Origin of the sequence: Geothrix mesophila (assembly GCF_022808835.1) — a bacterium.
GTDB lineage: Bacteria > Acidobacteriota > Holophagae > Holophagales > Holophagaceae > Geothrix > Geothrix paludis.
Genome location: NZ_JAKZLD010000005.1, coordinates 177,998 through 201,656, shown reverse-complemented (window position 1 = coordinate 201,656; position 23,659 = coordinate 177,998). Strand labels below are relative to the sequence as shown.

General features: G+C 68.5%; 29 protein-coding genes. 15 read left to right on the top strand and 14 right to left on the bottom strand.

Annotated features, from left to right (window positions below; translation table 11 throughout):
* Positions 1 to 149: 149 nt before the first annotated feature.
* Positions 150 to 563 carry a response regulator gene (locus MLG87_RS15395; protein WP_243295950.1) on the bottom strand — a complete coding sequence of 138 codons (414 nt, stop codon included), beginning with the start codon at positions 561 to 563 and terminating at the stop codon, positions 150 to 152.
* Between the two features lie 194 nt (positions 564 to 757).
* Here MLG87_RS15395 and MLG87_RS15390 point away from each other — a divergent pair, with 194 nt between their 5' ends.
* The 5 genes from MLG87_RS15390 (at position 758) to MLG87_RS15370 (ending at position 4,865) form a co-directional block, all read left to right on the top strand.
* On the top strand, positions 758 to 1,522 hold the full coding sequence (locus MLG87_RS15390) for a TetR/AcrR family transcriptional regulator (RefSeq protein WP_243295949.1): 765 nt from the start codon (positions 758 to 760) through the stop codon (positions 1,520 to 1,522).
* A gap of 110 nt (positions 1,523 to 1,632) precedes the next feature.
* Complete coding sequence (locus tag MLG87_RS15385) at positions 1,633 to 2,076, top strand: ExbD/TolR family protein (RefSeq protein ID WP_243288696.1); 444 nt, start codon at positions 1,633 to 1,635, stop codon at positions 2,074 to 2,076.
* Complete coding sequence (locus MLG87_RS15380; protein ID WP_243295948.1) at positions 2,073 to 2,888, top strand: energy transducer TonB; 816 nt, start codon at positions 2,073 to 2,075, stop codon at positions 2,886 to 2,888. The genes MLG87_RS15385 and MLG87_RS15380 overlap by 4 nt, the downstream gene beginning before the upstream one ends.
* 130 nt (positions 2,889 to 3,018) lie before the next feature.
* Positions 3,019 to 3,579 (top strand): hypothetical protein, encoded by a 561-nt coding sequence (locus MLG87_RS15375; protein ID WP_243295947.1) that lies wholly within the window; start codon positions 3,019 to 3,021, stop codon positions 3,577 to 3,579.
* 68 nt (positions 3,580 to 3,647) lie between these two features.
* Entirely contained in the window at positions 3,648 to 4,865 is a 1,218-nt protein-coding gene (locus MLG87_RS15370) for a hypothetical protein (RefSeq protein WP_243295946.1), read from the top strand.
* Here MLG87_RS15370 and MLG87_RS15365 read toward each other — a convergent pair.
* The gene (locus tag MLG87_RS15365; protein ID WP_243295945.1) at positions 4,852 to 5,367 is read right to left on the bottom strand and encodes a hypothetical protein; all 516 of its coding nucleotides are present in this window, start codon (positions 5,365 to 5,367) and stop codon (positions 4,852 to 4,854) included. The genes MLG87_RS15370 and MLG87_RS15365 overlap by 14 nt on opposite strands.
* A gap of 217 nt (positions 5,368 to 5,584) precedes the next feature.
* Between MLG87_RS15365 and MLG87_RS15360 the strand changes: the two genes are divergently transcribed.
* Positions 5,585 to 6,028, top strand: a complete 444-nt coding sequence (locus MLG87_RS15360; protein WP_243295944.1) for a cupin domain-containing protein — start codon at positions 5,585 to 5,587, stop codon at positions 6,026 to 6,028.
* Positions 6,029 to 6,052: 24 nt separating this feature from the next.
* Here the strand turns inward: MLG87_RS15360 and MLG87_RS15355 are convergent, their stop codons facing one another.
* The 4 genes from MLG87_RS15355 to MLG87_RS15340 form a co-directional block, all read right to left on the bottom strand.
* Complete coding sequence (locus MLG87_RS15355) at positions 6,053 to 6,577, bottom strand: dihydrofolate reductase family protein (protein ID WP_243295943.1); 525 nt, start codon at positions 6,575 to 6,577, stop codon at positions 6,053 to 6,055.
* Positions 6,578 to 6,739: 162 nt separating this feature from the next.
* Entirely contained in the window at positions 6,740 to 7,945 is a 1,206-nt protein-coding gene (locus MLG87_RS15350) for a hypothetical protein (RefSeq protein ID WP_243295942.1), read from the bottom strand.
* Positions 7,946 to 8,182: 237 nt separating this feature from the next.
* A complete protein-coding gene (gene lpxB / locus MLG87_RS15345; protein ID WP_243295941.1) occupies positions 8,183 to 9,328 on the bottom strand; it encodes a lipid-A-disaccharide synthase in 1,146 nt (381 codons plus the stop codon).
* Entirely contained in the window at positions 9,325 to 10,011 is a 687-nt protein-coding gene (locus tag MLG87_RS15340) for a hypothetical protein (RefSeq protein WP_243295940.1), read from the bottom strand. Before MLG87_RS15340 ends, lpxB begins: the two co-directional genes overlap by 4 nt.
* A gap of 28 nt (positions 10,012 to 10,039) precedes the next feature.
* Here MLG87_RS15340 and MLG87_RS15335 point away from each other — a divergent pair, with 28 nt between their 5' ends.
* The 5 genes from MLG87_RS15335 to MLG87_RS15315 all read left to right on the top strand — a co-directional run bounded on the left by MLG87_RS15335 (position 10,040) and on the right by MLG87_RS15315 (position 12,888).
* Positions 10,040 to 10,402, top strand: a complete 363-nt coding sequence (locus MLG87_RS15335) for a DUF2203 domain-containing protein (RefSeq protein ID WP_243295939.1) — start codon at positions 10,040 to 10,042, stop codon at positions 10,400 to 10,402.
* 155 nt (positions 10,403 to 10,557) lie between these two features.
* Entirely contained in the window at positions 10,558 to 10,917 is a 360-nt protein-coding gene (locus tag MLG87_RS15330; RefSeq protein ID WP_243295938.1) for an MGMT family protein, read from the top strand.
* Positions 10,918 to 10,948: 31 nt separating this feature from the next.
* Positions 10,949 to 11,185, top strand: a complete 237-nt coding sequence (purS, locus tag MLG87_RS15325; protein ID WP_243295937.1) for a phosphoribosylformylglycinamidine synthase subunit PurS — start codon at positions 10,949 to 10,951, stop codon at positions 11,183 to 11,185.
* Positions 11,185 to 11,883: a phosphoribosylformylglycinamidine synthase subunit PurQ gene (gene purQ / locus MLG87_RS15320; protein WP_243295936.1), complete on the top strand. Its 699-nt coding sequence runs from the start codon at positions 11,185 to 11,187 to the stop codon at positions 11,881 to 11,883. The genes purS and purQ overlap by 1 nt, the downstream gene beginning before the upstream one ends.
* A gap of 147 nt (positions 11,884 to 12,030) precedes the next feature.
* The gene (locus MLG87_RS15315) at positions 12,031 to 12,888 is read left to right on the top strand and encodes an AraC family transcriptional regulator (protein ID WP_243295935.1); all 858 of its coding nucleotides are present in this window, start codon (positions 12,031 to 12,033) and stop codon (positions 12,886 to 12,888) included.
* A 61-nt stretch (positions 12,889 to 12,949) separates the two neighbouring features.
* Here the strand turns inward: MLG87_RS15315 and MLG87_RS15310 are convergent, their stop codons facing one another.
* From MLG87_RS15310 to MLG87_RS15300, 3 genes are all read right to left on the bottom strand, one after another.
* Positions 12,950 to 13,306 (bottom strand): hypothetical protein, encoded by a 357-nt coding sequence (locus MLG87_RS15310; protein WP_243295934.1) that lies wholly within the window; start codon positions 13,304 to 13,306, stop codon positions 12,950 to 12,952.
* Positions 13,307 to 13,355: 49 nt separating this feature from the next.
* On the bottom strand, positions 13,356 to 13,811 hold the full coding sequence (locus tag MLG87_RS15305) for an Ada metal-binding domain-containing protein (protein WP_243295933.1): 456 nt from the start codon (positions 13,809 to 13,811) through the stop codon (positions 13,356 to 13,358).
* Positions 13,812 to 13,884: 73 nt separating this feature from the next.
* Positions 13,885 to 15,495, bottom strand: a complete 1,611-nt coding sequence (locus MLG87_RS15300) for an amidase (RefSeq protein WP_279341320.1) — start codon at positions 15,493 to 15,495, stop codon at positions 13,885 to 13,887.
* A 126-nt stretch (positions 15,496 to 15,621) separates the two neighbouring features.
* On the opposite strand from MLG87_RS15300, the gene MLG87_RS15295 reads away from it, so the two are divergent.
* Together MLG87_RS15295 and MLG87_RS15290 are read left to right on the top strand one after the other, a co-directional pair.
* Positions 15,622 to 15,816 carry a hypothetical protein gene (locus MLG87_RS15295; RefSeq protein ID WP_243295932.1) on the top strand — a complete coding sequence of 65 codons (195 nt, stop codon included), beginning with the start codon at positions 15,622 to 15,624 and terminating at the stop codon, positions 15,814 to 15,816.
* Between the two features lie 88 nt (positions 15,817 to 15,904).
* Positions 15,905 to 16,093: a hypothetical protein gene (locus MLG87_RS15290; protein ID WP_243295931.1), complete on the top strand. Its 189-nt coding sequence runs from the start codon at positions 15,905 to 15,907 to the stop codon at positions 16,091 to 16,093.
* A gap of 25 nt (positions 16,094 to 16,118) precedes the next feature.
* Here the strand turns inward: MLG87_RS15290 and MLG87_RS15285 are convergent, their stop codons facing one another.
* Both MLG87_RS15285 and purL read right to left on the bottom strand, forming a co-directional pair.
* Positions 16,119 to 16,631, bottom strand: coding sequence for a hypothetical protein (locus MLG87_RS15285; protein ID WP_243295930.1), 513 nt, complete (start codon positions 16,629 to 16,631; stop codon positions 16,119 to 16,121).
* Positions 16,632 to 16,679: 48 nt separating this feature from the next.
* On the bottom strand, positions 16,680 to 18,992 hold the full coding sequence (gene purL / locus MLG87_RS15280) for a phosphoribosylformylglycinamidine synthase subunit PurL (protein ID WP_243295929.1): 2,313 nt from the start codon (positions 18,990 to 18,992) through the stop codon (positions 16,680 to 16,682).
* Between the two features lie 139 nt (positions 18,993 to 19,131).
* Here purL and MLG87_RS16235 point away from each other — a divergent pair, with 139 nt between their 5' ends.
* Positions 19,132 to 20,787: a B12-binding domain-containing radical SAM protein gene (locus tag MLG87_RS16235; protein ID WP_279341319.1), complete on the top strand. Its 1,656-nt coding sequence runs from the start codon at positions 19,132 to 19,134 to the stop codon at positions 20,785 to 20,787.
* Here the strand turns inward: MLG87_RS16235 and pnuC are convergent.
* Genes pnuC through pyrF form a run of 3 tightly spaced genes read right to left on the bottom strand, consistent with a single transcriptional unit; the run spans position 20,768 to position 22,643 of the window.
* Entirely contained in the window at positions 20,768 to 21,376 is a 609-nt protein-coding gene (pnuC, locus tag MLG87_RS15270) for a nicotinamide riboside transporter PnuC (RefSeq protein WP_243295928.1), read from the bottom strand. The genes MLG87_RS16235 and pnuC overlap by 20 nt on opposite strands.
* Positions 21,376 to 21,918, bottom strand: a complete 543-nt coding sequence (locus MLG87_RS15265) for a hypothetical protein (RefSeq protein WP_243295927.1) — start codon at positions 21,916 to 21,918, stop codon at positions 21,376 to 21,378. The genes pnuC and MLG87_RS15265 overlap by 1 nt, the downstream gene beginning before the upstream one ends.
* Complete coding sequence (gene pyrF, locus MLG87_RS15260; RefSeq protein WP_243295926.1) at positions 21,918 to 22,643, bottom strand: orotidine-5'-phosphate decarboxylase; 726 nt, start codon at positions 22,641 to 22,643, stop codon at positions 21,918 to 21,920. Before pyrF ends, MLG87_RS15265 begins: the two co-directional genes overlap by 1 nt.
* 50 nt (positions 22,644 to 22,693) lie before the next feature.
* Between pyrF and MLG87_RS15255 the strand changes: the two genes are divergently transcribed.
* On the top strand, positions 22,694 to 23,653 hold the full coding sequence (locus tag MLG87_RS15255) for a hypothetical protein (protein WP_243295925.1): 960 nt from the start codon (positions 22,694 to 22,696) through the stop codon (positions 23,651 to 23,653).
* The last annotated feature ends 6 nt before the right edge of the window (positions 23,654 to 23,659 follow it).

Genomic DNA, 23,659 nt, shown 5'->3' with positions numbered 1-23,659 from the left:
GGGCGAGAAGTTGGCGGCAGAGACCGATATTCAGGATCGAATCATGGCACGCTAGACCCACTCGAATTCAAGGGTCAATTTGTCAATTTAAGACCATTCGACAGACGCCCCTGCCTATGGGGACGGCCGCCTCCTCCCACCCGCCGCCCTCAGGCGAGGTGGCGCTTGAGGTCGGCCAGGCTGAAGGGCTTCGGCATCAGGCTCACCCCGGGGTAGCGCCCCACCAGCTCCAGGACGGCGTGGTTGACGCGGCCGGTCGAGATCACCACCGGAAGGTCCGGACGGAGGGCGCGGAGGTGCGGCAGCGTACCGGCACCACCCAGGCCGGGCATGTCCATGTCCAGGATCGTCACGGCGGGCTGGAGTCCCCCCTCCAGGAGGTCCAGCGCCGCTTCGCCCGTGGCGGCGATGATGGGCTCGAAGCCCAGGAAATCCAGGATGGCGCCCACGGAATCCTGGATCGAGATGTCGTCATCCACAAGGAGGACCACGGCGCGCGCGGCTACGCACGCGGCAGGCAATGCCGTCTCCGGGTCAGGCTCGGGTTTCCCGACTGCAGGCATGGGGGTCTCATCGATCTGTTGTCCAGTCTATCGTTAGGTCCAGAATGCCTCGATTCCAGGGCCACCGGGTTCGTTAGTCTTGGGATTATCGGTATTTACGTTGACGCCTCCAACAGCCGTTCTAGAAACCATGGGCCTCGCCAACCGTATGGTGGGGGCGGTGGAGAGGGGGGGTTCTCGTCATGGACGAGCGGATGCGACTGTTGCGGGGCCTCGAACCCAGGCACGCCGGCCAGGCCTCGTACGCGGCCATCCTCGAGGCGGCGGCGGGCCTCTTCCGCCAGTTCCCCGCCGACGCCATCACCCTGCGGGACATCCTCGCCCTGTCCGGTGTGGGCAACCAGACCCTGTACAACTACTTCCCAGCAGGGCGGGATGACGTGGCCATCGCCCTCTTCGACCGCCTCCGGCGCGCGGACGAACGGGCGTTCCGCAGCCACGTCCAGACCGTGGCGTGGGATTCCCTGAGGGATGCCGAGGGCATCACCATGGCGCTCAGTGCCTCCCTCGCGCGGGCCACGGTCGGGAACCTGAAAGAAAATCTCCAACTCCATGTGACGGTCAACGCCTACCTGAAAGCCCATCGCCTGGGCTCCCTGGCCACCCATGCGGAGGGCCTGGAGGAGGCCCTGCGGCAGGAGATCCTCCTGCGCTACGGGAACCGCTTCTCCGAACCGGCCCTGGGGCCGGTCGTGCACCTGAGCCTGCACGTGGTGCGTGGCGTCGCCGACGTGGCCATGGCCCATCCGGCGTGCCCCCTCGGCGATCTCGAATCCATGGCGCGGAAGCTTCTCCGGCCCATCCTGCAGTCCGGGCTGAGACGCGAGGCCCCGGTGAGTGGGGACCACCCGTTCGTCACCGACGCGCCCGCTCCCGTGGCCATCACCGGGGCCCCGGTCGGCCCCGCCAGGCGGGAGGCCATCCTGGCGCGGATCTTCAAGCGCCAGCGATCCGGGTAGGCCCGCGCCCGATCCGGCGCCGTGGCCCTGGGCCGGGAGCCGCGGGATCCAGCCGCGCCGACAGCAGACCTGGCAGGCGGTAGACTGGTAGCCAGACGTGCGAGGTCCCCGTGTCATTCACCCCAGGCAGCAGGCGCGGCGCCATGGCCGACATCAACATGACCCCCCTCATCGACGTGATGCTGGTGCTGCTGATCATCTTCATGATCGCGGCCCCCATGATGATGACGGGCGTGGACGTGAAGCTGCCGGAGAGCCGCACGGGCCGGAACCTGGAGAGTGAGGCCCTGACGGTCTCCATCACCTTCGATGGCCGTCTCCAGTTCGACCAGGCCTTCATGGCCCTGCCCGTGCTGGCCAACCAGCTCAAGGCCCGGGCCCAGTCCGGCGGCAAGCGCCCCGTGCTGGTGCGGGCCGACCACAACGTGCCCTACGGCCGCGTCATCCAGGTGGTGGACGCCATCCGTGAGGCGGGCTTCACTCAGGTGGGCTTCGTCACCGCCGCGGCCCCCATCGCCGCGCCCACCGCCGCTTCAGCCACCGGAACGAAATGAGCCAGGACCTCCAGGCCTACCTCCGCAGCCGCGCCCACCTGGGCGAGCTCCGCTGGGGGCCTGGGCTGGCCCTGAGCCTGGCCCTGCACCTGACCATCGGCGTGGCCTTCTTCTGGCCCCGGGGCGGCGGCGGCGAGAAGGCCGAAGAGGTCAAGGTCACCTGGGTGAACCTGCCCGCGGCCATGGGCGGCCAGTCTGGCGGCTCCGACGCCATGGAGGTGGGCAAGACCGGCGAGCGCCTGCGGCGCGTGGAGGAGGTGGCACCGGTGCGGAACACGACGCCCTCCGCCACGGCCCCGGATCCCTTCGCCACCAAGACCACCAAGGCCGCCGCGAAGGGCGACAGCAAGGATGCCGCCAGCACCGGCACGGGCACCACCGCCGCCAAGGGCAAGACCGCCTCGCCCAACCCCGTGGCCGGCGCCGTGGGCTCGGGCAACGGCGCGGCCTTCGGCGCCGGCTCGGGCATCCCGGGCCTGAACCCCACCTCCGGCGTCCAGGGCGGCGTGGGCCTGGTGGGCGGGGTGGACGGCAACTTCCCGTTCGTGTGGTACCTGCAGCAGGTCCAGGCCCGCATCACCTCCAACTGGAACCGGGTGTCCAGCACCCAGGGCCGCGTGCAGATCTACTTCCGCATCGCCCGGGACGGCAGCCTCGACCGGGTGCGGGTGGAGATCCCCAGCGGCAACGCCGCCATGGACGAGAGCGCCCGCATGGCCGTCCTCCGCGCCGCCCCCCTCCAGCGTCTGCCGGACGGTTACGACGGTTCGTACCTGGGCGTGCGCTTCTGGTTCACCTACCTGGGGAACTGAGCAGGAACCCCGACCAGCCACCGGCCCGGCCTGAAGCGGGTCGGTCGGACGCCCCCTCTCCGCCCCTCCAGGAGGCCATTCCAGGCCTACCTTTGGGGTGTGCGCATCAGCGCCCCAGAAAGGGGGATTTATGCCAGCGCTCATCAACCTCGCCTCCGCCGCTCTCGCCTGGAAGAAGACCGGCGAGGCCGGTCCCACCTTCAGCCTGGAGACCAGGGAGGGAACCGTCGCCACCCTCACCTTCCTTCCCGAGGATCCCACCCTGGCCAGGGTGGAAACCACCGGCGGAGCCTGGACCCTCAAGCACAGCCGCTTCCCGGCCAGTTCCGTCACCCTCCGCCAAGCGGGCTCCAAGACGGATCTGGCCATGTTCCACCCCCACCTGGTGGGAAACGGGAAGCTGGTCTTCCAGGGTGACGAAACCTTCGACTGGGTCCGCATCGGAGGCATCCACCCCGGCGCGGCCTTCCTGGACGCGGACGGCCTGCCGCTGGTCCAGCTCACCCTGAACCCGGACGGCACCAGCCGGTCGGTCCCGGAGAACACCCCCCTCGCCCTGGTGGACATCTCCCAGCCCCACCGGCGCCTGGCCGATCCGGCGCTGCTGTCCGCCATCGGGTGGTACCTGCTCCTGCTCGAGACCCTGTTGGAGGACCCGGGCGTGGCCGCGGAAACCAGCCTGCGGATGTAGGAACCCGAACCGGTGATGTCTGACAAAACGCCGGGGCACCGGGGGGTCGGGTGCACTAAACTCCCCTGATGCGCTCAGCCCTCTGGATGACGGTGGCCCTCGGGTTTCTTCAGGCCCAGCCGCCCTGCACCGTGACCGCCGAGCCGCGCGAAATCCGCCCGGGCGAATCGGTGCTGCTGGCCTGGACCTGCCCCCAGTCGACCCAGGTGCGCCTGGAACCCGGCGGCATGATCCTGCCGGGGCGATCCCAGGTGACGGTGCGACCTTCCTATACGACGAGGTACAGCCTCTTCGACGCGGGGCCCGGCGCCGGGTCTGGCAGCGCCGAACTCGGCCACGCGGAAGTGCGCGTGACGCCCGGGATGCCCCTGGGCGAGGCCGCCCGCATCTGCGCCTTCGACGCCAGCACCAAGGCCGTGCTGCCGGGCGAGCCCGTGGTGCTGAAGTGGGAGTGCGCGGGCAGCGCCAAGGTGCGCCTGGAGCCCGGCGGGCTCGAGCTGGACGGCAAGAGCGAAGTGACCGTCACGCCCCTGGAGAGCACCCGCTACACCATCACCGCCAACAACGCCGCCGGTGGCCAGAGCCGCACGCTGGAGGTGGCGGTGCTGGGGCGCCGGCCCATGGCGGCGGCCCAGACGCCCATCGCCAGCGTGTGCAGCTTCGAAGCCAGCCGCACCGTGGTGAAGCCCGGTGAGCAGGTCGATCTCAAGTGGATCTGCCAGGGCGACGCCAAGGTGCGCCTCGAGCCCGGCGGCCTGGAGCTGGACGGCCAGTCCAGCATCGCCGTGGTCCCCGACAAGACCACGGTCTACACCCTCAGCGTCAGCAATCTCATGGGCGGATCCTCCCGCAGCCTCGAAGTGCAGGTGGAAGCGCCGCGTCGCGTGCTCACGGAGAAGGACCTGGCCGATCCGGAAGAGGCCGTGAAGCCGCTGGAGCGCATGGACCTGCAGGAGGCCCTGCACCGGGGCGCCGCCCAGCGAGCCGCCGCGCCGCAGGGCGCCTGGACCCTGCGCCTGGTGGTCTCCGGCCGCGCCGAGGGCCTGAAGGTGGTGGCCCACGCCGCGGGCCCCAAGGCCCCGGACGTGCTGGTGCTGCCCTACGTGCGGCCGGATGGTTTCCGCTGGTGGCAGGCCTGCTACGGCGCCTACCCCACCCGCGCCGCCGCCCTGAAGGCCTGGCGAAGCGCCCCCGAAAGCCTGCGGAAGGCCTTCCGCGACGCCCTGCCCCTCCGGCTCCAGCACCTCCCCGGGGATCCGCCGAAGGCCGGCTCTAGTTCCGGGTGACCTCCAGCGTGTAGGGCTCGCCGACCATGTTGGCGTCGAGGGTGTCCACGATGAAGTAGATGGTGCGCGTCTCCTTGCTGGGGTTCTCGTACGTGGCCTGGGGTTCGCCGGTGGGGATCCGGTTCTGGAGCAGCCCCGGCTCATCCCGCCCCCAGGCGTTCACGGCCAGCACACGGAACCAGGCCTTCCGGCCCTCCACGACCTGGGCCTTCACCTTGCCGCCAGCGGGCACCTCGATGGCGAAGGCCCGCCGCCCGCTCATGTCGGGGACCTTGTCCGTCACCCGGACGCTGCCCGCCGGCAGCTGGAGGGCCGGGATGGACGGCCCCTTCCGGGCCCCGTGCCGGGTCTCGCCCAGGATGCTGGCCTCGCCGCCAGGATCGGGGCGATGGGGGGTCATGGGGCCCCGGGGAGCCTTGGGAAGATCCTTGGCCTCCACCACCGGTAGGGGCGCCGGGGCCTGGAGGACCGCCATGGGAAGCATCAACAGACTGGGAAGCATGGGCACCTCCGCGCACATCCATCCCTATGATGCGCCAAGCCCGGGATGGGTTTAGGGGCATCACAAGCGCCCAGGACATCGCCTCTGGAAAGGCCTTCCCCTGCCTCCCTCCCGGCGGGGAATCCACCCCTGCCGTCCAGCAATCTACCTGTTGCGACAAACAAGGTGGAGGACTATCGTCTGACAGCCCATGCGGGCTTTCTACCAGGAGGAAGCAATGAAGATCTCACCTTCCGGGCTGGTCGTGCTTTCCGCGGCCTTGGTTGCCGGCACCCTTTCCTTCGCCCACGGCGGCGAGAAGCACAGCGGGGAGGTCACCCTGGCCGCCGACAAGCTCCCGTGGGAGGACCTGGCGGCCAAGGGCGTCGGCGTGATGGTGGCCGATGTGGAGGGCCTCCATGCCAAGGGGGCCTGGCATGGCTTCGTCAAGTTCCCCGTGGCCAGCAAGAGCCCCGTCCACGCCCACTCCAGCGCCCTGAGGCTCGTGGTGGTGTCGGGCACCTTCCGCTACGGGAGCGACCCCGACCACGAGCAGCCCTACGGTCCAGGCTCCTACGTCTTCATCCCGGCGAACCATCCCCACTCGAACAGCCAGCCGGACGGGGCCGTGGTCTACGTCGAGCAGCCCGGCAAGTACGACAACAAGCCGGCGGGCCACTAGTCCGAACAGGAGCGCGCCACCCGGTCAGCGGAGCACCTGGTACTCGCTCTGGACCAGGCCGCTGGGGAAGGACCGGGTGGCGACGTGCCGCAGATGGATGTCGTGCGGCAGGGTGCTGAAGAGCGGGATGCCCTCGCCGATCAGCACCGGAACCCGGGTGATGATGAGGCGGTCCACCAGCCCCGCCCGCAGGAACCGCTGGATGGTGATGCCGCCGTCCACGTAGAGGTTCGTGGCGCCGCGCTCCGCCAGCCGGGCCACGATCTCCGTCGGCGAGCCCGCCATCTGCTCCACCGCGCCGCCGATGGCGCTCGGCAGCCGGAGCGGCTGGCCGCTCAGCACCACCACCCGCTTGGACCCGTAGGGCCAGGGGTCGAAGGTCAGCACCTTCTTGAAGGTCTTGCGCCCCATGACCACCGCATCCACGCCCGCCAGGAATGCCTGGAAGCCGTGGTCTTCCCCGCCCCCCTCCGGCAGCCAGTCCAGGTCGTGGTTCAGGCGGGCGATGAACCCGTCCACGCTCGTCCCCACAAAGACGGATACCGTCATCAGGCCCTCCCCCCCTTTGGGTGGCGCGGGGTGGGTAAAAGTGACCGGATTTGGCTGCGCCGAGATGTTGAAAAGAAGCTTGGAAGCAAGGGTTATAAGGCGCGAAGGACGAGGCAAGGCGGGGCCCAAATTGAGCGTAGGGTTAGCCAACAGCATACGAATTTAATGCTTAAGGGCCTTAGCGACTTCGACTGCGGTTTCTTTGATGAGTTTTGGGTCGATTGGTGGTTCGACCGTGTGGGGTTCAATAGGGCGCCCAAAATACAGCGGGGCAAGTTTTTCTCGAATTGCGGACTTTTTATCATCCTGAAGGGCATCAAGGAATGGGCCAAGTGAGGCCAGTTCCAGTTCAGTCTGCCTTGCTCGATCGGCATTGGACCTGTGCCTAGCGGATTCCCGAGCTGTGTACCACGCGGGCGCTGCAATCACTAGCGCATAAAGCAAGCGAATCATTACGGAGCGCATAATATCCGGAGACAGAGAATCGCCAAGGTGTGTTAAAAATGTGATAATTGCGATAGTTATGCCTATAGAAAAGAATCCAAGTGTAATGATTCGCCATATGTTGGCTTGTGTTGATTCGGAGTTTGCGATTTTTTGATAATTTCCAGTAACACCTATATTACCTACTATTTGAACAATTCTAGCTGCGTCATCCTTTTTACTTAGTAGTGTTTCAATTATTGAATCGCCTGATTGCTCTATATTATTTGTTAATTCGATGAACTCTTGTTTGAAATTGGCCATAGATGCATCAAATCCAGTCTGCCTTGCACCTTCGCTCTGAACATACTGTTGTTCAAGTTTTGCGACAGAGGCAGCAGCCTCTGCGCGTTCTCGCGCCGCTCCAGTAGAAATTTCATCGAGTTTTAGTTTTATTTTTTCAACGTCACTTTCTGCTTCTTGAATTCTTTGAATCAATTGATCTCTATTAGCACTAATTTGTTGAATGGATTCGAGTGATAATTTTGAAACTGTATCCAAAATGGCAGGAAATGTCTTTCCATTCACCGATTTAACAACAGGCATGAATGCCCACATAGACGGAAGTATATTTTGTTCAAACTGTGATACAGCATTGGCCAAATGGGCTAGATTTTTATTTGATATAAAAGCAGTTAATTCATTAATTGGTGCTTGTATATTTGAATGGATTTGATTTAATGCATTTATGCTTGTCAGTTCTGCAGGAGTTTGTTTTAGTAAATCATAAATGGATTGTGATATTGCAAATATTTTATCTCGAGCAAACGCATATGTTTCGTTTTCTGAGATTTCTTTTATTGAAAATGCGGGGTCATTCTTCATATGAAGAATTCGAGATATAGACTCACGAAGCGGGTGCTCTTTATAGGCAGTCAAGGTCATGTGAGTCTCCATGTATTAATGGTTGGGCACCTTTCAATAAACAACCAGACCCGCCTTGGGCCTAGTGTCTGATAGGGATGAAGGCACGATACCGGCATTGTAGATCATTGGATCCTTTCTCCGCCGAACGGGGCAAAACCAGGGGCGAACGGGAACGCTCCCTAGATCTGGCGGAAAAGAATTAAGAATCTCCAAGTGGCGCTACTACCACATCTCAAGCAGTCCTATCAGAGCCCCTCAGCCTTGGAGTTTCCCCAGCAGATCCTCGGCCACGCGCCCCGCAGCGCCCGGCTCCCCCAGGTGGCCACGCACTTCACTCAACTCGGCGCGCACGCGCCGAGCCACCTCGGGCTCCAGCAGCCGCGCCAGCTCAACACCCAACCGCTCGGGGTTCACCTCGCCCTGGAGCAATTCGGGGGCCACTTCGCGGCGGGCCACGACGTTGGCGAGGCCGAAGTAGGGGACCTTCACCACGCGCTTGGCCATCTCGTAGGTGAGGGCGTTCAGCTTGTAGACGATGGCGAAGGGGGTGCCCAGCAGGGCCGTCTCCAGGGTGGCGGTGCCGGAGGCCACCAGGGCCGCGTCCGCGTGGGCGCGGGCGGCGTAGGGGCGGTCCTGCACCAGCGTCACGGGCGCGTCTCCCAGGTGGCTGCGCACGAAGGCGGGATCCAGCGTGGGGGCGACAGGCAGCACCCACTGGACCTCGGACTGAACCTCGGACTGGGCCGTGCGCCAGCGCCGGGCCAGCTCCGCCATGGGCGGCAGGAGTCGCTCGATCTCGCCCTTGCGGCTGCCGGGCAGCAGGGCCACCAGGGGCCGCGCGGGGTCGAGGCCGGTCTCGGCGAAGAAGGCGGCGCGGTCGCACTCGGGCTTCACCACCTCCACCAGGGGGTGGCCCACGAAGCGGGCGTCCACGGGGTAGCCGCGGAACAGTTCCGGCTCGAAGTCGAAGAGGCAGTAGAGCGTGTTCAGCACGGTGCCCAGCTCGGGAATGCGCCCCTTCTTCCAGGCCCACACCTGGGGGCACACGTACTGGTGCAGAGTCACCGCGGGCAGCTGCTTCCGCAGGGCCTTGGCCAGCCGCAGGTTGAAGCCCGGGTAGTCGATGAGCAGGGCGCCGGCCACCTGCTCCTCCGCCGCGGCGGCCAGGATGGCCTTGAACAGCCGGTTCAGGCGCGGCAGGTGCTTGATGACTTCCACGAAGCCCACCACGGCGAGATCCTTCACGTCCGCCAGCTTGCGGTCCAGGAAGGGGCTCATGCGCGGGCCGCCGACGCCCACGAGGCGCAGGTCGGGCCGGCGGGCCTTCAGCTCCCGCAGCAGTTCCGCGCCGTGGAGGTCGCCGGAATCCTCGCCCGCGATGACCAGCAGGGTCTTCGTCATGAACGGTTCCCCGTGGGACCCCAGTGCCGCCCGAAGGCGAAGCCCTCCGGCGGCTCGGCCGCGCGGTCCAGGCCCGGGGGCAGGATCTCCTCGGGGAAGATCACCTCGGGATGGGCGGCCGCCAGCGCGGCGGCCTGCGCCCGGAAGGTGGCGGGATCCTCCGCGGGCAGGGCCATGTCCCAGCGGTAGCCCAGCTTCTGGAGCGGGCGCAGGTCCGAGGTCGGCCCGCAGACGCCGCACCAGAGCCGGTCCGCCAGGCGCGCCGCGTCCACGGTGCCCGGGTGCCAGCAGAAGCCCACCGCGTCGGCCTTGGCCTGGGCCAGCAGGTCCAGCACGGCGGCCTCGGCCCCGCCCTCGATGCTCAGGGCGATCTTCGCGCCGCGGCCGCTGGCGGCCTCCAGCAGGGTCTCCAGGTGTCCCAGCAGGCGGAAGCCCGCCTCGCGGGTCTGCGGACGGGCGGCGGGCACGATGAGGAAATCGGGGCCGAGCGAGGCGTGGAGCACGGCGAGCCCGTCTTCCACCGGCGACTCGCCGGACAGATGGACGGCGTGGATGGCCAGGCCCCGGCGCGCAAGGGTGGACCAGTCGGGATGCAGGCCGCCCTCCCACCGCAGGGTCAGGGGCGCCAGGGGGACCCAGGGACCGGGATCAACGTGGGAAGGGATCTGGGGCACGAACCGCATCGGCTTATCATGGAGCATCGGAGGTGCCATGGGCCGCATTTTCACCCTGGACGAAGCGCGGGCCCTGATGCCGCAAGTGAAGGCATTGACGGAACCTGTCTACACACTGGCCGCCAGCCTCGCCGAGGAGCTCACCCAGGCGGAAGAGGCCCGGGACGGGCACCGGGTGGAGGAGCTGCGCGAGCGCCTGCAGGTGCTGGTCAAGTCCTGGCAGCAGAGCATGCAGGACCTGGAGGCCGACGTGAAGGGCCTGTGGCTGGTGGATTTCGACGCCGGCGACGGCTACTGGTGCTGGGCCTACCCCGAGGAGGCCCTCGACCACTGGCACAGCTACGAAGGCGGCTTCCGCTCCCGCGTGCCCGCCGACCAGCGGCCCGGCGTGCAGGCCTGAGGGCCGTTCCCGAAAATACGCTCGCGGAGATTGCGGAGGCTGGCGGAGGAACGCGGAGGAAGGCTTTTTGACCTCATCTTTCCTCCGCGAACCTCGGCTTTCTCTGCGAACCTCTGCGTGAGTTGTTCTTCTTCCCTTTTCCGGAAAATCCCCCCATGGCCGCTCGCCCCCCCAAGCGTGTCGAACCCGGCGCCCCGCCCGGTGACTTCCGCGCGGCTGTCCTGGCGGTGGTGGCACGCATCCCCAAGGGGCGCCTGGCCTCGTACGGCCAGGTGGCCCTGCTGGCGGGCTTCCCCCAGCGGCCCCGCCAGGTGGGCATGGTGCTCTCGGGCCTGCCGGAGGGCACGGACCTGCCCTGGCACCGCGTGGTGAACACACGAGGCTACGTGCCCAGCCGGGGCCGCTGGTGGGGCGCCATGGAGCAGATCGGCCGCCTGCGGGACGAGGGCATCGAAGTGGACGACCAGGGCAACCTGGATCTGGAAGCCCACCGGTGGCGGCCCCGGGGCCGGTGACCATCAGGTACACTGGAGGGCGGAGGGCTCCATGAAGGTGCGCGTGTCGGTGCAGTTGAAGCCGGGGATCCTGGATCCCCAGGGCAAGGCGGTGGAACAGGGGCTGCACGGCTTCGCCTTCGAGGTGGAGCATGTCCGCATCGGCCGGCTCATCGAGATGGACATTCCCGGTTCCGACGCGGCGGACGTGAAGGCCAAGGCCCAGGCCATGTGCGACAAGCTGCTGGTCAATCCCGTGATGGAGAAGGCCTCCATCGAGGTGCTGTGATGCGCGTGGCCGTCCCGGTCTTCCCGGGCTCCAACTGCGACCACGACGCCCTCCACGCCTGCGGCACCGTGCTGGGCTGGGAGACGATCCCCGTCTGGCACCAGGATCCGCGTCTGCCTGAGAACACGGATCTCGTCTTCATCCCCGGCGGCTTCAGCTACGGCGACTACCTGCGCTGCGGCGCCATCGCGGCCCTGGCGCCCATCATGGCCGACGTGAAGCGCCACGCCGACAACAGCGGCCTGGTGCTGGGCGTGTGCAACGGCTTCCAGATCCTCTGCGAGGCCCAGCTGCTGCCCGGCGCCCTGCTGCGCAACGAATCCCTGCGCTTCATCCACGCGGACGTCCACCTGCGGGTGGAGCGGACCGATCTGCCCTTCACCCGGGCCATGAAGGCCGGCGAGGTGTTCCGGGTGCCCATCGCCCACGCCGAGGGCAACTTCACCCTGGACCCCGCGGAGCTGACCGACCTGGAGGCCCGGGGCGGCGTGGCCTTCCGCTACTGCTCGGCCCAGGGCGAGATCGGGGCGGACCACGTGCCCAACGGCGCCATGAACGGCATCGCGGGCATCGTGAACATCCGGGGCAACGTGCTGGGCATGATGCCCCACCCCGAGCGGGCCGTGGACCCCAAGCTGGGCCCCACGGGCGGCATGGGCATCTTCAGGAGCCTGGAGGCGGCCTTCAGCAAGGTTTGAATCGGGTCTGAATAGGGTCGGGACGGGCCTTTGCCGGCACCGTGGAAAAAAAACAGCCTTGGCTTGTGAAATTTTCACGCGTGCCGAAAAGTTTTCCTGTCATCCTTCCGGAAGGCCCCGATGGGCACCTCTGTTTATTCCTGAGCCATGAGCGTACCTGAAGCCAAGAACCTCCAAACTTATACCAGCGGCCCCCTCCGCCTGGCTGTCCTCAAGCGCGACCCCGTGCCCGCGAAGCTGCTGCCCGCGCGGGACGCGTGGACACTGCTCCAGCCCACGCATGCGGTGCGCGTCTGCACCAGCGAGGACCGCGAGGAGGGCGTCATCCGCTCCGGCGACCTGGCCCTGCTGCTGCCGGGCTTCGGCCACACCCTGAAGCGCCACCACGCGAACGCGCCCTTCGGCTTCACGGCGCTGTTCATGGAGGGCCCCTTCCCCGAGCCGCTGCTGTCGTCGCTGCAGAACCCACCCCGCAAGTGGCAGGAATCCAGCTTCGCGGTGCTCCGCAGCCTCAGCCTCAAGCAGCTCTTCAGCATCTTCTCCCAGGAGCTGTCCAACCCCGACGGCGTGCAGCTGATGACGCGCGAGCTCTTCCTCATCCTGCTGGGCGCGGAGCTGTCCCGCCTCACGGAGAAGGAGGACCGGGGCCGCTTCCCCTACCGCCTGAACCGCTCCACCCTGCAGCTGGTGCTGGACCACATGGAAGTCCACATCGGCTCCAAGAACAGCGTCCCCGAGCTGGCCACCATGGCCCGCTGCACCCCGGACCACTTCATCCGCCTCTTCCGCGAGGCCACCAGCACCACGCCCCACCAGTACCTCATCGAGCGCCGCCTCCAGCGGGCCGTGACCCTGCTGGCCAACGGCGAGCGCCCCAGCGACGTGGCGAAGATCCTGGGCTTCTACGACGCCAGCGCCTTCACCCGCGCCTTCAAGCGCCGCTTCGGCGTCCCCCCCAGCGAGTACGCGCAGGAAGCCTACGAGCGGCAGTTCCCGAAGAAGTAATCTTTCCCATACTCAGAAAAAGGGCGCCGACCGGCGCCCTTTTTCTGAGTGGAGAAAAGCGTTACTTGGTTGCTTTCTCCGTGACCGCCTTCGCCTTGTCGGCACCCTTGGTGGTGCCCTTCTTCGACTTGGCTTTGGCCTTGGTGGTGCCCGTCTTGGCGGCGCCCTCGCCCTTGGCGGTGGCGGCCTTCACGTGCTCGCCCGCCACGGGGACTGCCCCGGCCTTGGCGTCCGCCTTGGTCTTGCCGGCCTCGGCCTTCTGGTCGGCCTTGACCTTGGCCTGGTCGGCCTTCTCATCGCCCTTAGCCTTCGCCTTGTCCACGGTGGCGTCCGCGGCCCCCTTCAGGTCGGCCTTGCTGGGAACCTGGGCTGCCAGGGCCAGCGACGCACCCAGGATCAATGACATGACCAACTTCATCGGAACCTCCCGAAAGTCTGAGGACTGAACACTGAGGACTGAGGACTGCCTAGGGCTTGCACACCTTGCAGGCCTTGTAGCCGGCCTTGTCGGCCTCGGCGGCGGAGGCGAAGGTGACCTTGTTCGCTTCCTTCATCTTCCCGGCCAGTTTGCAGTCGGCGCGGTGGTAGATCTTGGAGTCCTTGTTGGCCACGATGGCCGTGGAGACCGCGGCGGACTTGGGGGCGGTGGACTTGGCAGCGGCGGGGGCGGGGGCCGGCTTGGGCGCGGGGGCAGCGGCAGGGGCCGGAGCCGGCGCGGGCTTCGCAGCGGGGGCGGGAGCAGGCGCCGGCTTCGCGGCAGCGGCCTTGGCCTCGGCCTCCTTCTTCTTCTCCTCCGCCTTCTTGGCCTTCTTCTCGGCCTTCTTTTCGGCGGCGGTCTTGGGCTCGGCGGGCTTGGGCTGGGGGGCCTGGGCGGCGACCATCACGGAGGCGGCCAGCAGGAGGGCGAACAGGGCGCGGTTCATGGATGCTCCTTGAATGGGAGGACAAGCGTGGTCTTCCGAACCTCCGCTGTCAACGGGGCCGTCAACAGGGCAGTCAACGGGTCAGGCGGCAGGACGGTGCGAAGCGCGGCGGGCGGCGCGCCCTGGAGGCCTGCTCATAGGCGTAGGCCAGCTTCAGCAGGGTGCCCTCCTGCCAGGGCGCGCCCACGAAGGACAGGCCCAGGGGGAGGCCCGCGGCGAACCCGGCGGGCACGGTGATGTGCGGGCAGCCCGCCACCGCGGCGGGACTGGAGAAGCTGAAGCCCGAGCTGTCGCCGTTGAGGTGGTCGATGAGCCAGGCGGGGCCGCCCGTGGGCGCCACCAGGGCCTGCGCCGCGTGCTTCTCCAGCAGGCCCAGGATATCCTTCCGGGCCTGGGCGCAGGTCTCGAGGGCCTTCCGGTAGGCGGGATCCGTCAGCGGCCCCTTGGCCTGGGCCTGCAGGACGATCTCCTGGCCGAAGAAGGGCATCTCCCGCGCCTTCTCGCGCTCGTCGAAGGCCATGAGCCCCGCCAGGTCCTTCACGGCGCCGCCCCGGCCCGCCAGGTAGGCATTGAGGCCCGCCTTGAACTCGTAGAGCAGCACCTCGAACTCGGCGTCATCGTAGGCGGCGGTCTTCAGCTCCACATCCACGAGCACGGCCCCGCGGGCCTTCAGCAGGTCCAGGGCGGGCTGGATGACGGCGTCCACGTGAGCATGCACGCCCAGGAAGTTCTTCGCCACCGCGAGCCGGGCCCCTCGGAGGCCCTCGGCGGCGAGGAACTGGGTGTAGTCCTTCTCCCGGCGAGCCGCGGGATCGCCAGTGGCGGCATCCTTCGGGTCGGCGCCCACCAGCGCGTTCAGCATGAGCGCCGCGTCCCGCACGGTCCGCGCCATGGGCCCCGCCGTGTCCTGGGTGCTGGAGATGGGGATGATGCCGCTGCGGCTCACCAGGCCCACCGTGGGCTTCACGCCCACCAGCCCATTGGCGTTGGAGGGGCTCACGATGGAGCCGTCGGTCTCGGTGCCCACGGCCATGGCGCAGAGACTGGCGGCGGCGGCGACCCCGGAGCCCGAGCTGGAGCCGCTGGGGCTCCGGTCCAGGGCGTAGGGGTTCCGGGTCTGCCCGCCCCGGCCGCTCCAGCCGCTGCTGCTGCGGGTGGAACGGAAGTTGGCCCACTCGCTGAGGTTGGTCTTGCCGAGGATCACCGCGCCCGCGTCCCGCAGGCGCTTCGCCACGAAGGCGTCCTCCTTCGGGGTTGGGGCGTCCGCCAGGGCCAGCGAGCCCGCCGTGGTCTTCATGCGGTCCGCGGTGTCGATGTTGTCCTTGATGAGCACGGGGATGCCGTGGAGGGGCCCGCGCAGGTTCCCCGCCTTCCGCTCGGCATCCAGCGCCTTCGCAATGGCCAGGGCGTCGGGGTTCAGCTCGATGACCGAATTCAGCCTCGGACCCGCCTGGTCCAGGGCGCGGATGCGCGCCTGGTAGCGCCGCACCAGATCGGCCGAGGTCCAGCGCCCGTCCGCCATGCCCGCCTGGAGGGCATCCACCGTGGCCTCCTCCAGCGCCAGGCCCTTGCGGGTCGGGCCCACCTTCAGGTCGCCGCCCACCAGCGCAGCCGCGCCCGTGGCCAGGCCGGCCCCCAGGAAGGCACGGCGATCGAGGGACAGGGAATCAGCTCGGCGTGGCATGGGCTTCCTCGGGGTGGGTGTCAGTGGATCATATCCTCCTGCGACCGGCCGGTCCGCCACGAGCGTTGACCGGTCCACGCCGCCACGCGGGGCCGGGCGGTCCCATCCTGGCCCCGGGAGGCTTCCATGGCCGCGTTCCTGCTCTGGCTCATCCTGCTGGTGGTCTGCTGGCCGCTGGCGCTCCTGGCGCTGATCCTCTACCCGCTGGTCTGGCTGCTGCTTCTGCCCTTCCGGCTCCTGGGCTTCGCCGTGGAGGGGGTGTTCGGGCTCATCAAGGGCCTGTTCCTGCTGCCGGCCCGGATCCTCGGTGGCCGCTTCTAGGGCCGGGGCTGGCATAAGGGCCGCCGGGACCTGATATTTGGCCACGACCACGGCCCACCGGGACGCGGCCAAGCCAGCGGGAGGGACCATGGAACTCTACCTGGACGCCAAGGAAACCGAACTCCTCATGCGGATGCTGGACCACAGCCTCGACGAGATCCGGCGGGAGATCCACCACACGGACCACGCGGCCTTCAAGGCAACCCTCAAGGCCGATCAGGAGCTGATGCAGAAGATCGCGGCCAAGCTCAAGGCACCGGCCGCCATGGGGATCTGAGTCAAGGCAGGGGCCCGAGGGGCCCCTACTTGGGTACTGTTTCCGGCTCGGGCTTGGGCGCGGGCTCTGACTTGGCAGTTGGCTTGGGCGCCACGTCGGCCTTGGTGGCCGGTGCCTCCTCGGGCTTGGCCGCCGGCGCGGCAGGCTTGGCGGACTTGGCCGGCTTCGCCTTGGCCCCCTTGAGGTTGGCCACGCGCTGCTGGGCCTCGCGGGCCTTCACGCGCGCCTCGCTGGCCTTCTCGGAGGCAGCCTTGGCCTCGGCCTCCGCCGCCTTGGCCCGGGCTTCCGAAGCGCGGATCTGAAGGTCCGCCGCGCGGGTTTCCGCGTCCTTGGCCTTGGCCGCGGCCGCCTTGGCCTGCGTTTCCGCCTTGGCCGCGCTGACCTTCAGGCGCTCCGCTGAAGCTTTGGCGCGCTTCGCCTCGGATTCCAGGCGAGTCGCTTCAACGCCGGCCGCGGAGGGCTTCGCCTTCGCCGCCTTCTGCGCGGTGCCGGCCGCAAGGAGCGTGGAAGCCAGAAACAGCAGGATGGGCAGACGCATGGGGCCCCCGGGGGAATGTCCCAGGGTTTCCGGGGCTGCGGCCCCCTGTCAACCCAGGGCGCGCTCCAGGGCCCCGGCGTGGAGGTCCTTCAGCTCGGCGGCGTCGGCATCCAGCAGGGGCTGGCCGTCCACGGCAAGGGTGACGCGGCTACCGCCCGTGGTGCCGATCTTGGCGACGGGCACGCGGTGGGTGGCGCAGAGGGTGGCCAGGCTGCCTTCGGCTTCCGGGCTCACGCTCACCACGATGCGGCCGGCGGTCTCGCCGAAGAGCAGGCTGTCCAGGCGCAGGGCGCCCTTCGAGAACATCAGCTGGCAGCCCATGCCCTCGCCATCATTCGCGCCGAAGGCACTCTCCAGCGCGGTGACCAGCAGGCCGCCCTCGCTGGTGTCGTGGGCGCTGCGGATGAGGCCCAGGCGGATGCCCTCGCGCACGCAGGCCTGGAGGCGCAGCTCCTCATCCAGCCGCAGCTCGGGGCAGGCGCCCTGGACCTTGCCGGTGCGGAGCTTGAGGTACTCGCTGCCGCCCAGCTCATCGCGGGTCTCGCCCAGGAGGAAGATGCCATCGTGGGCGGCGCGGAAGCTGGATCCGCAGAGGCGGTTGCCCACCTTGGAGAGGGCCGTGGCGTCGGCGGCGGCCACCTCCACCTGGCCCGCGCAATCCTCGAGGAGGCCCACGGCCGCGATCATGGGCGTGGGGGCGATGCTCTGGCCTTCGGTGTCGTTGTAGAGGCTCACGTTGCCGCTGACGATGGGCACGTCGAGGGCCAGGCAGGCTTGGCGGATGCCTAGGCAGCCCTGCTCGAAGGTCCACATGTTCTCGGGCTTCTCGGGGTTGCCGTAGTTCAGGCAGTCCGTGAGGCCGATGGGCTCGGCGCCCACGCAGGCCAGGTTGCGGCAGGCTTCGGCCACCGCGTGGGCCGCGCCCCAGAAGGGATCCAGGTAGCAGAAGCGGCTGTTGCAGTCGCTGCTCATGGCCACGGCCTTGCCCGTGTCCTTCCCCTGCTCGTCCTTCACGCGGATGAGGCCCGCGTCGCCCCGGCCCATGCCGAGCAGCGTATTGCTGCGCACGGTGCCGTCGTACTGCTCGAAGATCCACCGCTTGCTGGCCACCGTGGGGGCCGCGAGGACCTGGCGCAGGGTGCGCTCCACCTCGGCGGGCTTCAGGTCCGCGGGCAGGGGCGCGGCATTCACAGCGTCCAGGTAGCCGGGCCGCTGGCGGGGCCGGTCGTACTTCGGCGCGGCGTCCACCAGGGGCTGGATGGGCAGGTTGATGACGGGCGCCCCGTGCCAGCTGCCGATGAAGCGGCCGCTGTCGGTGACCTCGCCCACCACGCAGGCGTCCAGGCCCCACTTGTGCAGCACGGCGATGATGTTGGGCTCGCAGCCGGGCCGGGCCACCAGCAGCATGCGCTCCTGGCTCTCGCTCAGCATGAGCTCGAAGGGCGTCATGCCCTCCTCGCGCTGGGGCACCTGGTCGAGGCGGATCTCCAGGCCCGTGCCGGCGCGGCTGGCCATCTCGAAGCTGCTGGAGGTGAGGCCCGCGGCGCCCATGTCCTGGATGCCGATGACCCAGTCGGTCTGGAAGATCTCTAGGCAGGCTTCGAGCAGAAGCTTCTCCGTGAAGGGATCGCCCACCTGCACCGTGGGCCGCTTCTCCTCGCTGCCCTCGCCGAACTCCGCCGAGGCCATGCTGGCGCCGTGGATGCCGTCACGACCCGTCTTCGAACCGATGTACATCACCTTGTTGCCCACGCCAGAGGCGAAGCCCTTGAAGATCTTGTCGCTGCGCAACACGCCCAGCGTAAACGCGTTCACGAGGATGTTGCCGTTGTAGCTGGCGTCGAAGGCGCAGTCCCCGCCCAGCATGGGGATGCCCATGCAGTTCCCGTAGCCAGCGATGCCCGCGGCCACGCCCTTGACGAGGCCCTTCATGCGGGGCGCGTCGATCTCTCCGAAACGAAGCGAGTTCAGGTTGGCCAGGGGCCGGGCGCCCATGGTGAAGACATCGCGCAGGATGCCGCCCACGCCGGTCGCCGCGCCCTGGTAGGGCTCGATGAAGCTGGGGTGGTTGTGGCTCTCCATCTTGAAGGCCACGGCCCAGCCATCGCCGATGTCCACCACGCCCGCGTTCTCGCCGGGACCCTGGATGACGCGGGGGCCCTCCGTGGGCAGGTTCTTCAGGTGGACGCGGCTGGATTTGTACGAGCAGTGCTCGCTCCACATGGCGCTGAAGACGCCCAGCTCGGGGTAGGTGGGCATGCGGCCGTCGAGCAGGCGCAGCAGGACCTGCCACTCATCCTTGGACAGGCCCAGCTCCAGAGCCAGGGATTCGGTGACGGCCGGTTCGTGGGCAACGGACATGGAGGCTCCGGAAGCCTTGATTCTAGCGGTTCCGGGCTCTCCGGACGAGGCTTGACATCCGTCCGAGGCTCAGCCGCGGAATGTCCGCTTCCCTCGGGAATCCCTTTCCGTACACTGGAAAGTCACGCCCTCGGAGCCCATGACCCCTCCCCGCACCCTGCTCGCCTACAGCGCTCCCCGCAGCGGCTTCGGGGACGAGTGGATGACCTTCCTGCCCATCGGCCTGGGCTACCTCCAGGCCATGCTGAAGTCGCGGGAGCTGCCCTGCCGCGTGGCGAACCTCAGCGGCAAGGGACGCAAGGAGGTCCTGGCCTACCTGAGGGCCCAGAACCCGGGAGTGGTGGGTGTCTCCATGTTCACCTTCAACCGCAAGCGCTCCTACGAGCTGCTCACCTGGGCCCGGGAGGCCTGCCCCGGCGCCATCCTCCTGGCGGGCGGGCCGCATCCGACGCACCTGGCCGAGGAGGTCTTCGAGGACTGCCCGGCCCTGGACGCCATCGTGCAGGGCGAGGGCGAGGCCGTGCTGCTGGGCATCGCCGAGCGCCTGAAGACCGCCTCCGGCTCGGACCTCTGGAAGCGCACGCCGGGCCTCATCCTTCGCGAGGGCCGCACCCTGCCCCAGCCGCCCTTGGAGGACCTGGACACCATCGGCATCCCCGCCGAGCACCTGGAGGCGGATTTCCTGAACGACGTGGGCCAGCTGGCCTACCTCAGCACCAGCCGGGGCTGCCCGGCCACCTGCAACTTCTGCAACACGCCGGAGTTCTGGGGCACCTCCATCCGCTTCCGCAGCGCGCCCTCGGTGCTGCGGGAGATGCGGCTGCTCCGCGAAAACCACGGCCTTACCTACTTCAGCTTCCGGGACGACACCTTCACCGCCAACCGCGACCGGGTGCTGACGCTGATGAAGGGCATCCAGGAGAGCGGCCTGCACCCGCTGTGGAACTGCCAGAGCCGCGTGAACCTGGTGGACGAGGACCGGCTGGTGGCCATGAAGCGCGCCGGCTGCGAGTTCATGCAGTTCGGCGTGGAGCACGGCAGCGAGCGCGTGCTGCAGCTGCTGGACAAGGGCACGAACCTGCGCCACGCCCGCCGGGCCCTGGGCCTGGTGCGCAAGGTGGGCATGAACCTGGGCATCTACCTCATCACCGGCATCCCCGGCGAGACCTGGGCGGACGTGGAGGAGACCGCCGCCTTCATCCGCGACACCCGGCCCCAGGACTGCCAGATCAGCCCCCTGGCGCTGTATCCGGGCACCCGCATGTTCGACCAGTACCGGGCCGAGGGCCGCATCCGGAAGGACTTCTACCGCGCCAGCGGCGACGCCGAGATCTTCGCCCGGGTGGACAGCCACACGGAAAAGGCCCTGCGGCACATCGACCATGTCGCTCAGCAGGCCCGCGCCAAGTCACGCTTCAGCCCCGCCGAATTCGCCGAGCAGAAGGCTTGGCTGGGCTTCTGCGCCGTCACCAACCTGCTCTGTGGCGAGGCCGCGGAGGAGGAGGGTCGCTTCACCGAGGCCGAGGTCGAGTACGCCGAGATCATCGCGAAGGAGCCTGCCAATCCCTGGGGCTTCATGAAGCGGGCCCTGCTGCGGGAGAAGCTGGGGCGGGTCGACAAGGCCCGCGCCGACCTCGCGGAAGTGCTGGCCCTCGCGCCGGGCAACCCCGAAGCCACGGAGCTGGCGGCCCTCTGGGGCCTGAACCGGCACAAAGCTAAGGCGAAGAAGCCCGCCCACGGGCCCACGGCCGAGATGAAGGGCGCGGAGGCCTACCTCAGCCGGCCGAAGATGTAGCCTCCACCGGCTGCCCCGGCACGGGGATTCCCGCCCGGAGCGCCCGCCGCCAGGCCACCCAGCCGAGGACGCAGAGCACCTGGTAGACCAGGTAGAGCCCGCTGGTGACGTAGAGCCCCTTGTAGATCAGCAGGCCCACGGAGAGGCAGTTGGCCGCGATCCAGACCAGCCAGTTTTCGAGCCACTTGCGGGTCATCATGAACTGGGCCGCGAGGCTGAGGGCCGTGATGAGGGAATCCAGCACGGGCACGGTGCTGTTCGTGAAGTGGCGCAGCAACCAGGCCAGCACGGCGGTGGTGGCGGCCACCGCCAGGGCCAGGCTGATCGCAGCCGGCGGCCGGATGCGGCTCACGGTGAGCGCGCCGTGGTCCCGCCCCCCGTGCAGCCAGCTCCACCAGCCGTAGATCGAGATGGCGACGTAGAAGGCCTGGAGCCCCACGTCCGCGTAGAGGCCCGTCCGGTAGAACAGCACGATGAATACCAGGTTGTTGGCGATACCGACAGGCCAGTTCCAGATGTTCTCCCGCACCAGCAGCGCCACGCAGGCCGCGCCCGTCAGGAACCCGAAGACCTCCATCCCGCTTGGCATCAGTCCTCGTGCTTCAGGTTCGGGCTGCGTTCCAGGATGGTCAGCACCAGCCGCTCGAGCTGGTCCACCATGAGGAAGCGCAGGGTCGGATCGCCAGGGCCGGGGTGGCCCGGCTCGCCACCGCCCTTCACCACGAAGAAGGGGCCGGAGCGGTCGAGGAGGGTGATGCGCTTCCAGAGCAGGCGGCCCGCTCCCAGCTTCCGGGCCAGGGGAGCCGGCAGAGCATTGTGCTCCACGGCGAGGCCCAGCTCATCCACCAGCACCTGGGAACCCTCCACGAGGAGCAGGCCCAGGAGGGTGGCCAGGAGCAGGGCGCCGCCCGCCACCACCGCGCCGACGGCCGCCACCAGGGCCACCCAGAATGACCACGTGGGCTCGCCCGCGGCCTCCGCCACCTTCATGGAGGCGCGGAGCACAGGGAGGCGCTCGAAGATCTGGGCCAGGGCCCGCACGCCCACCAGCCAGGAGCCCGCGAACAACAGCACGGCCATGGCCCGCTGGGCGAAGGAGGGTCTGTAAACGAGGGGTGAGCCGACACTCATCAGGCTTCCATCTCCGCCACGATGGCTTCCGCCGCCGCGGCGGGATCCGCGGCATGGGTGATGGGCCGCCCCACCACCAGCCAGGTGGCGCCCTGCTTCAGCGCCTGGGTCGGCGTCATGACGCGGGCCTGGTCCTGGGTGGCGGCGCCGGCGGGACGGATGCCCGGCGTGAGGCGGTGGAAGGCTTCGCCACAGGCCTCGCGGATGCTGGCAGCCTCCCAGGCCGAGCACACCACGCCGTCACAACCGGCGCGGTGGGCCAGCTTCGCATAGGCCAGCGCCAGGTCTTCGGGCCGCCCCGCGTGGCCCAGGGCCGCCAGGGCCTCCCGGTCCAGGCTCGTGAGCACGGTCACCGCCAGCAGCTCGGTCCGGCCGCCCGCGGCACGGTGGGCGCGCACGGCCTCCACCGCCGCCTCCAGCATGGCTGGGCCCCCCTGGGCGTGGACATTCACCAGCCGCGGATCCAGCTTCAGGACGGCCTCCAGGGCCCGGCGCACGGTGGTGGGGATGTCGTGGAGCTTGAGATCCAGGAAGACCGGCACCTGCTTCTGGAGCTCCCGGACGAAGGCGGGCCCTTCCGCGCAGAACAGCTCCAGCCCCACCTTCAGCATGCCCACGCGGCCCGCCAGCCGCTCCGCCATGGCCAGGGCCTCCCCGGCCGTGGGCAGGTCCAGGGCCACCACGAGGCGGTCCCGGGGCGTAAGAGGTGAGGGGGCTGAGTTCAAGGAGGACTCCCGTATGATGCGGAGGATCATTCTGCCACCAAGGGGACCCCGTGCCACTGACCGCTCCGCCACCCACGCCTCCCGCCGAGGTCCGTCCCGCGCCGCCTACCGCGGCCCAGCTGCAGGATCAGGCGCTGGATGCCTACGACTGGGGCCGTCCCCTGCCTGCGGCTCCCCGGGGCCCCGGGGCCGCCGCCTACCGGTGGCTTCAGGCCGCGGCCACCTTCGACCCGCTGACGACGGCGCCCACCGACCCCTTCCCGCCCGGAGCCGCGCACCGGGAGGCGGAGGCCCTGAGGGCCCTGATGCAGGCGCCCCAGGCCCGACTGACCCAGCGCCTGGCCGCCCTGCCCCTCCGCCAGGCCGGTACAGCCCTGGCCCTGTGGCGGTGGGGCAAGACCCAGGTCCGCGAAGGCCGGTTCACCCCGGCGATCCGGCAGGCCTGGGAGGATCGCCTGCTGGGGAAAGGACCCGCCCTCACCCGAGGCTACGCCCTGCGCCATGCCCTCTGCTGGGCCTTGGCGGACCAGGACGAGACCCGGCTCGCCGCGCTCAAGGCCCGGGCCGATGAGTCTGCCGAACCCATCCTTTCCCAGTTCCAGCGGCTGTTCGGCATGCTGGGCGGACCTTCCCCGGTCCTGCGCCTGTGGACGCTGCCCGGCCAGGAGTACCAGGACCTGAGGCTGGACCAGCTGGGCGCCCGCCGCATCTGGATCTACCCGGCCGGAGAAGGCGCCTGGCCGGAGCTGCCCGCGGATGTGGCCTGGGTCATTCCCAGCCTGGAGGCGGGCATGGACGAGCGCAGCGCGAGCATCCCCGAGGGACTGGCGGCCGAGGCCCGGGCCCTGTCCGCGCGGCTCCAGGCCGCGGGACGGACCGCACACTACGTCCCCAGCCGGGCGGCCTTCGAGGTTCTGGGCCTGGCCTGGTTCCCCATCCTCATCGACCTGGACGCACAGGGGAACATCCGAGCGGTCCGCATGGGGGACGCGGCGCCGCGGAAGCCCTAGCCTGAT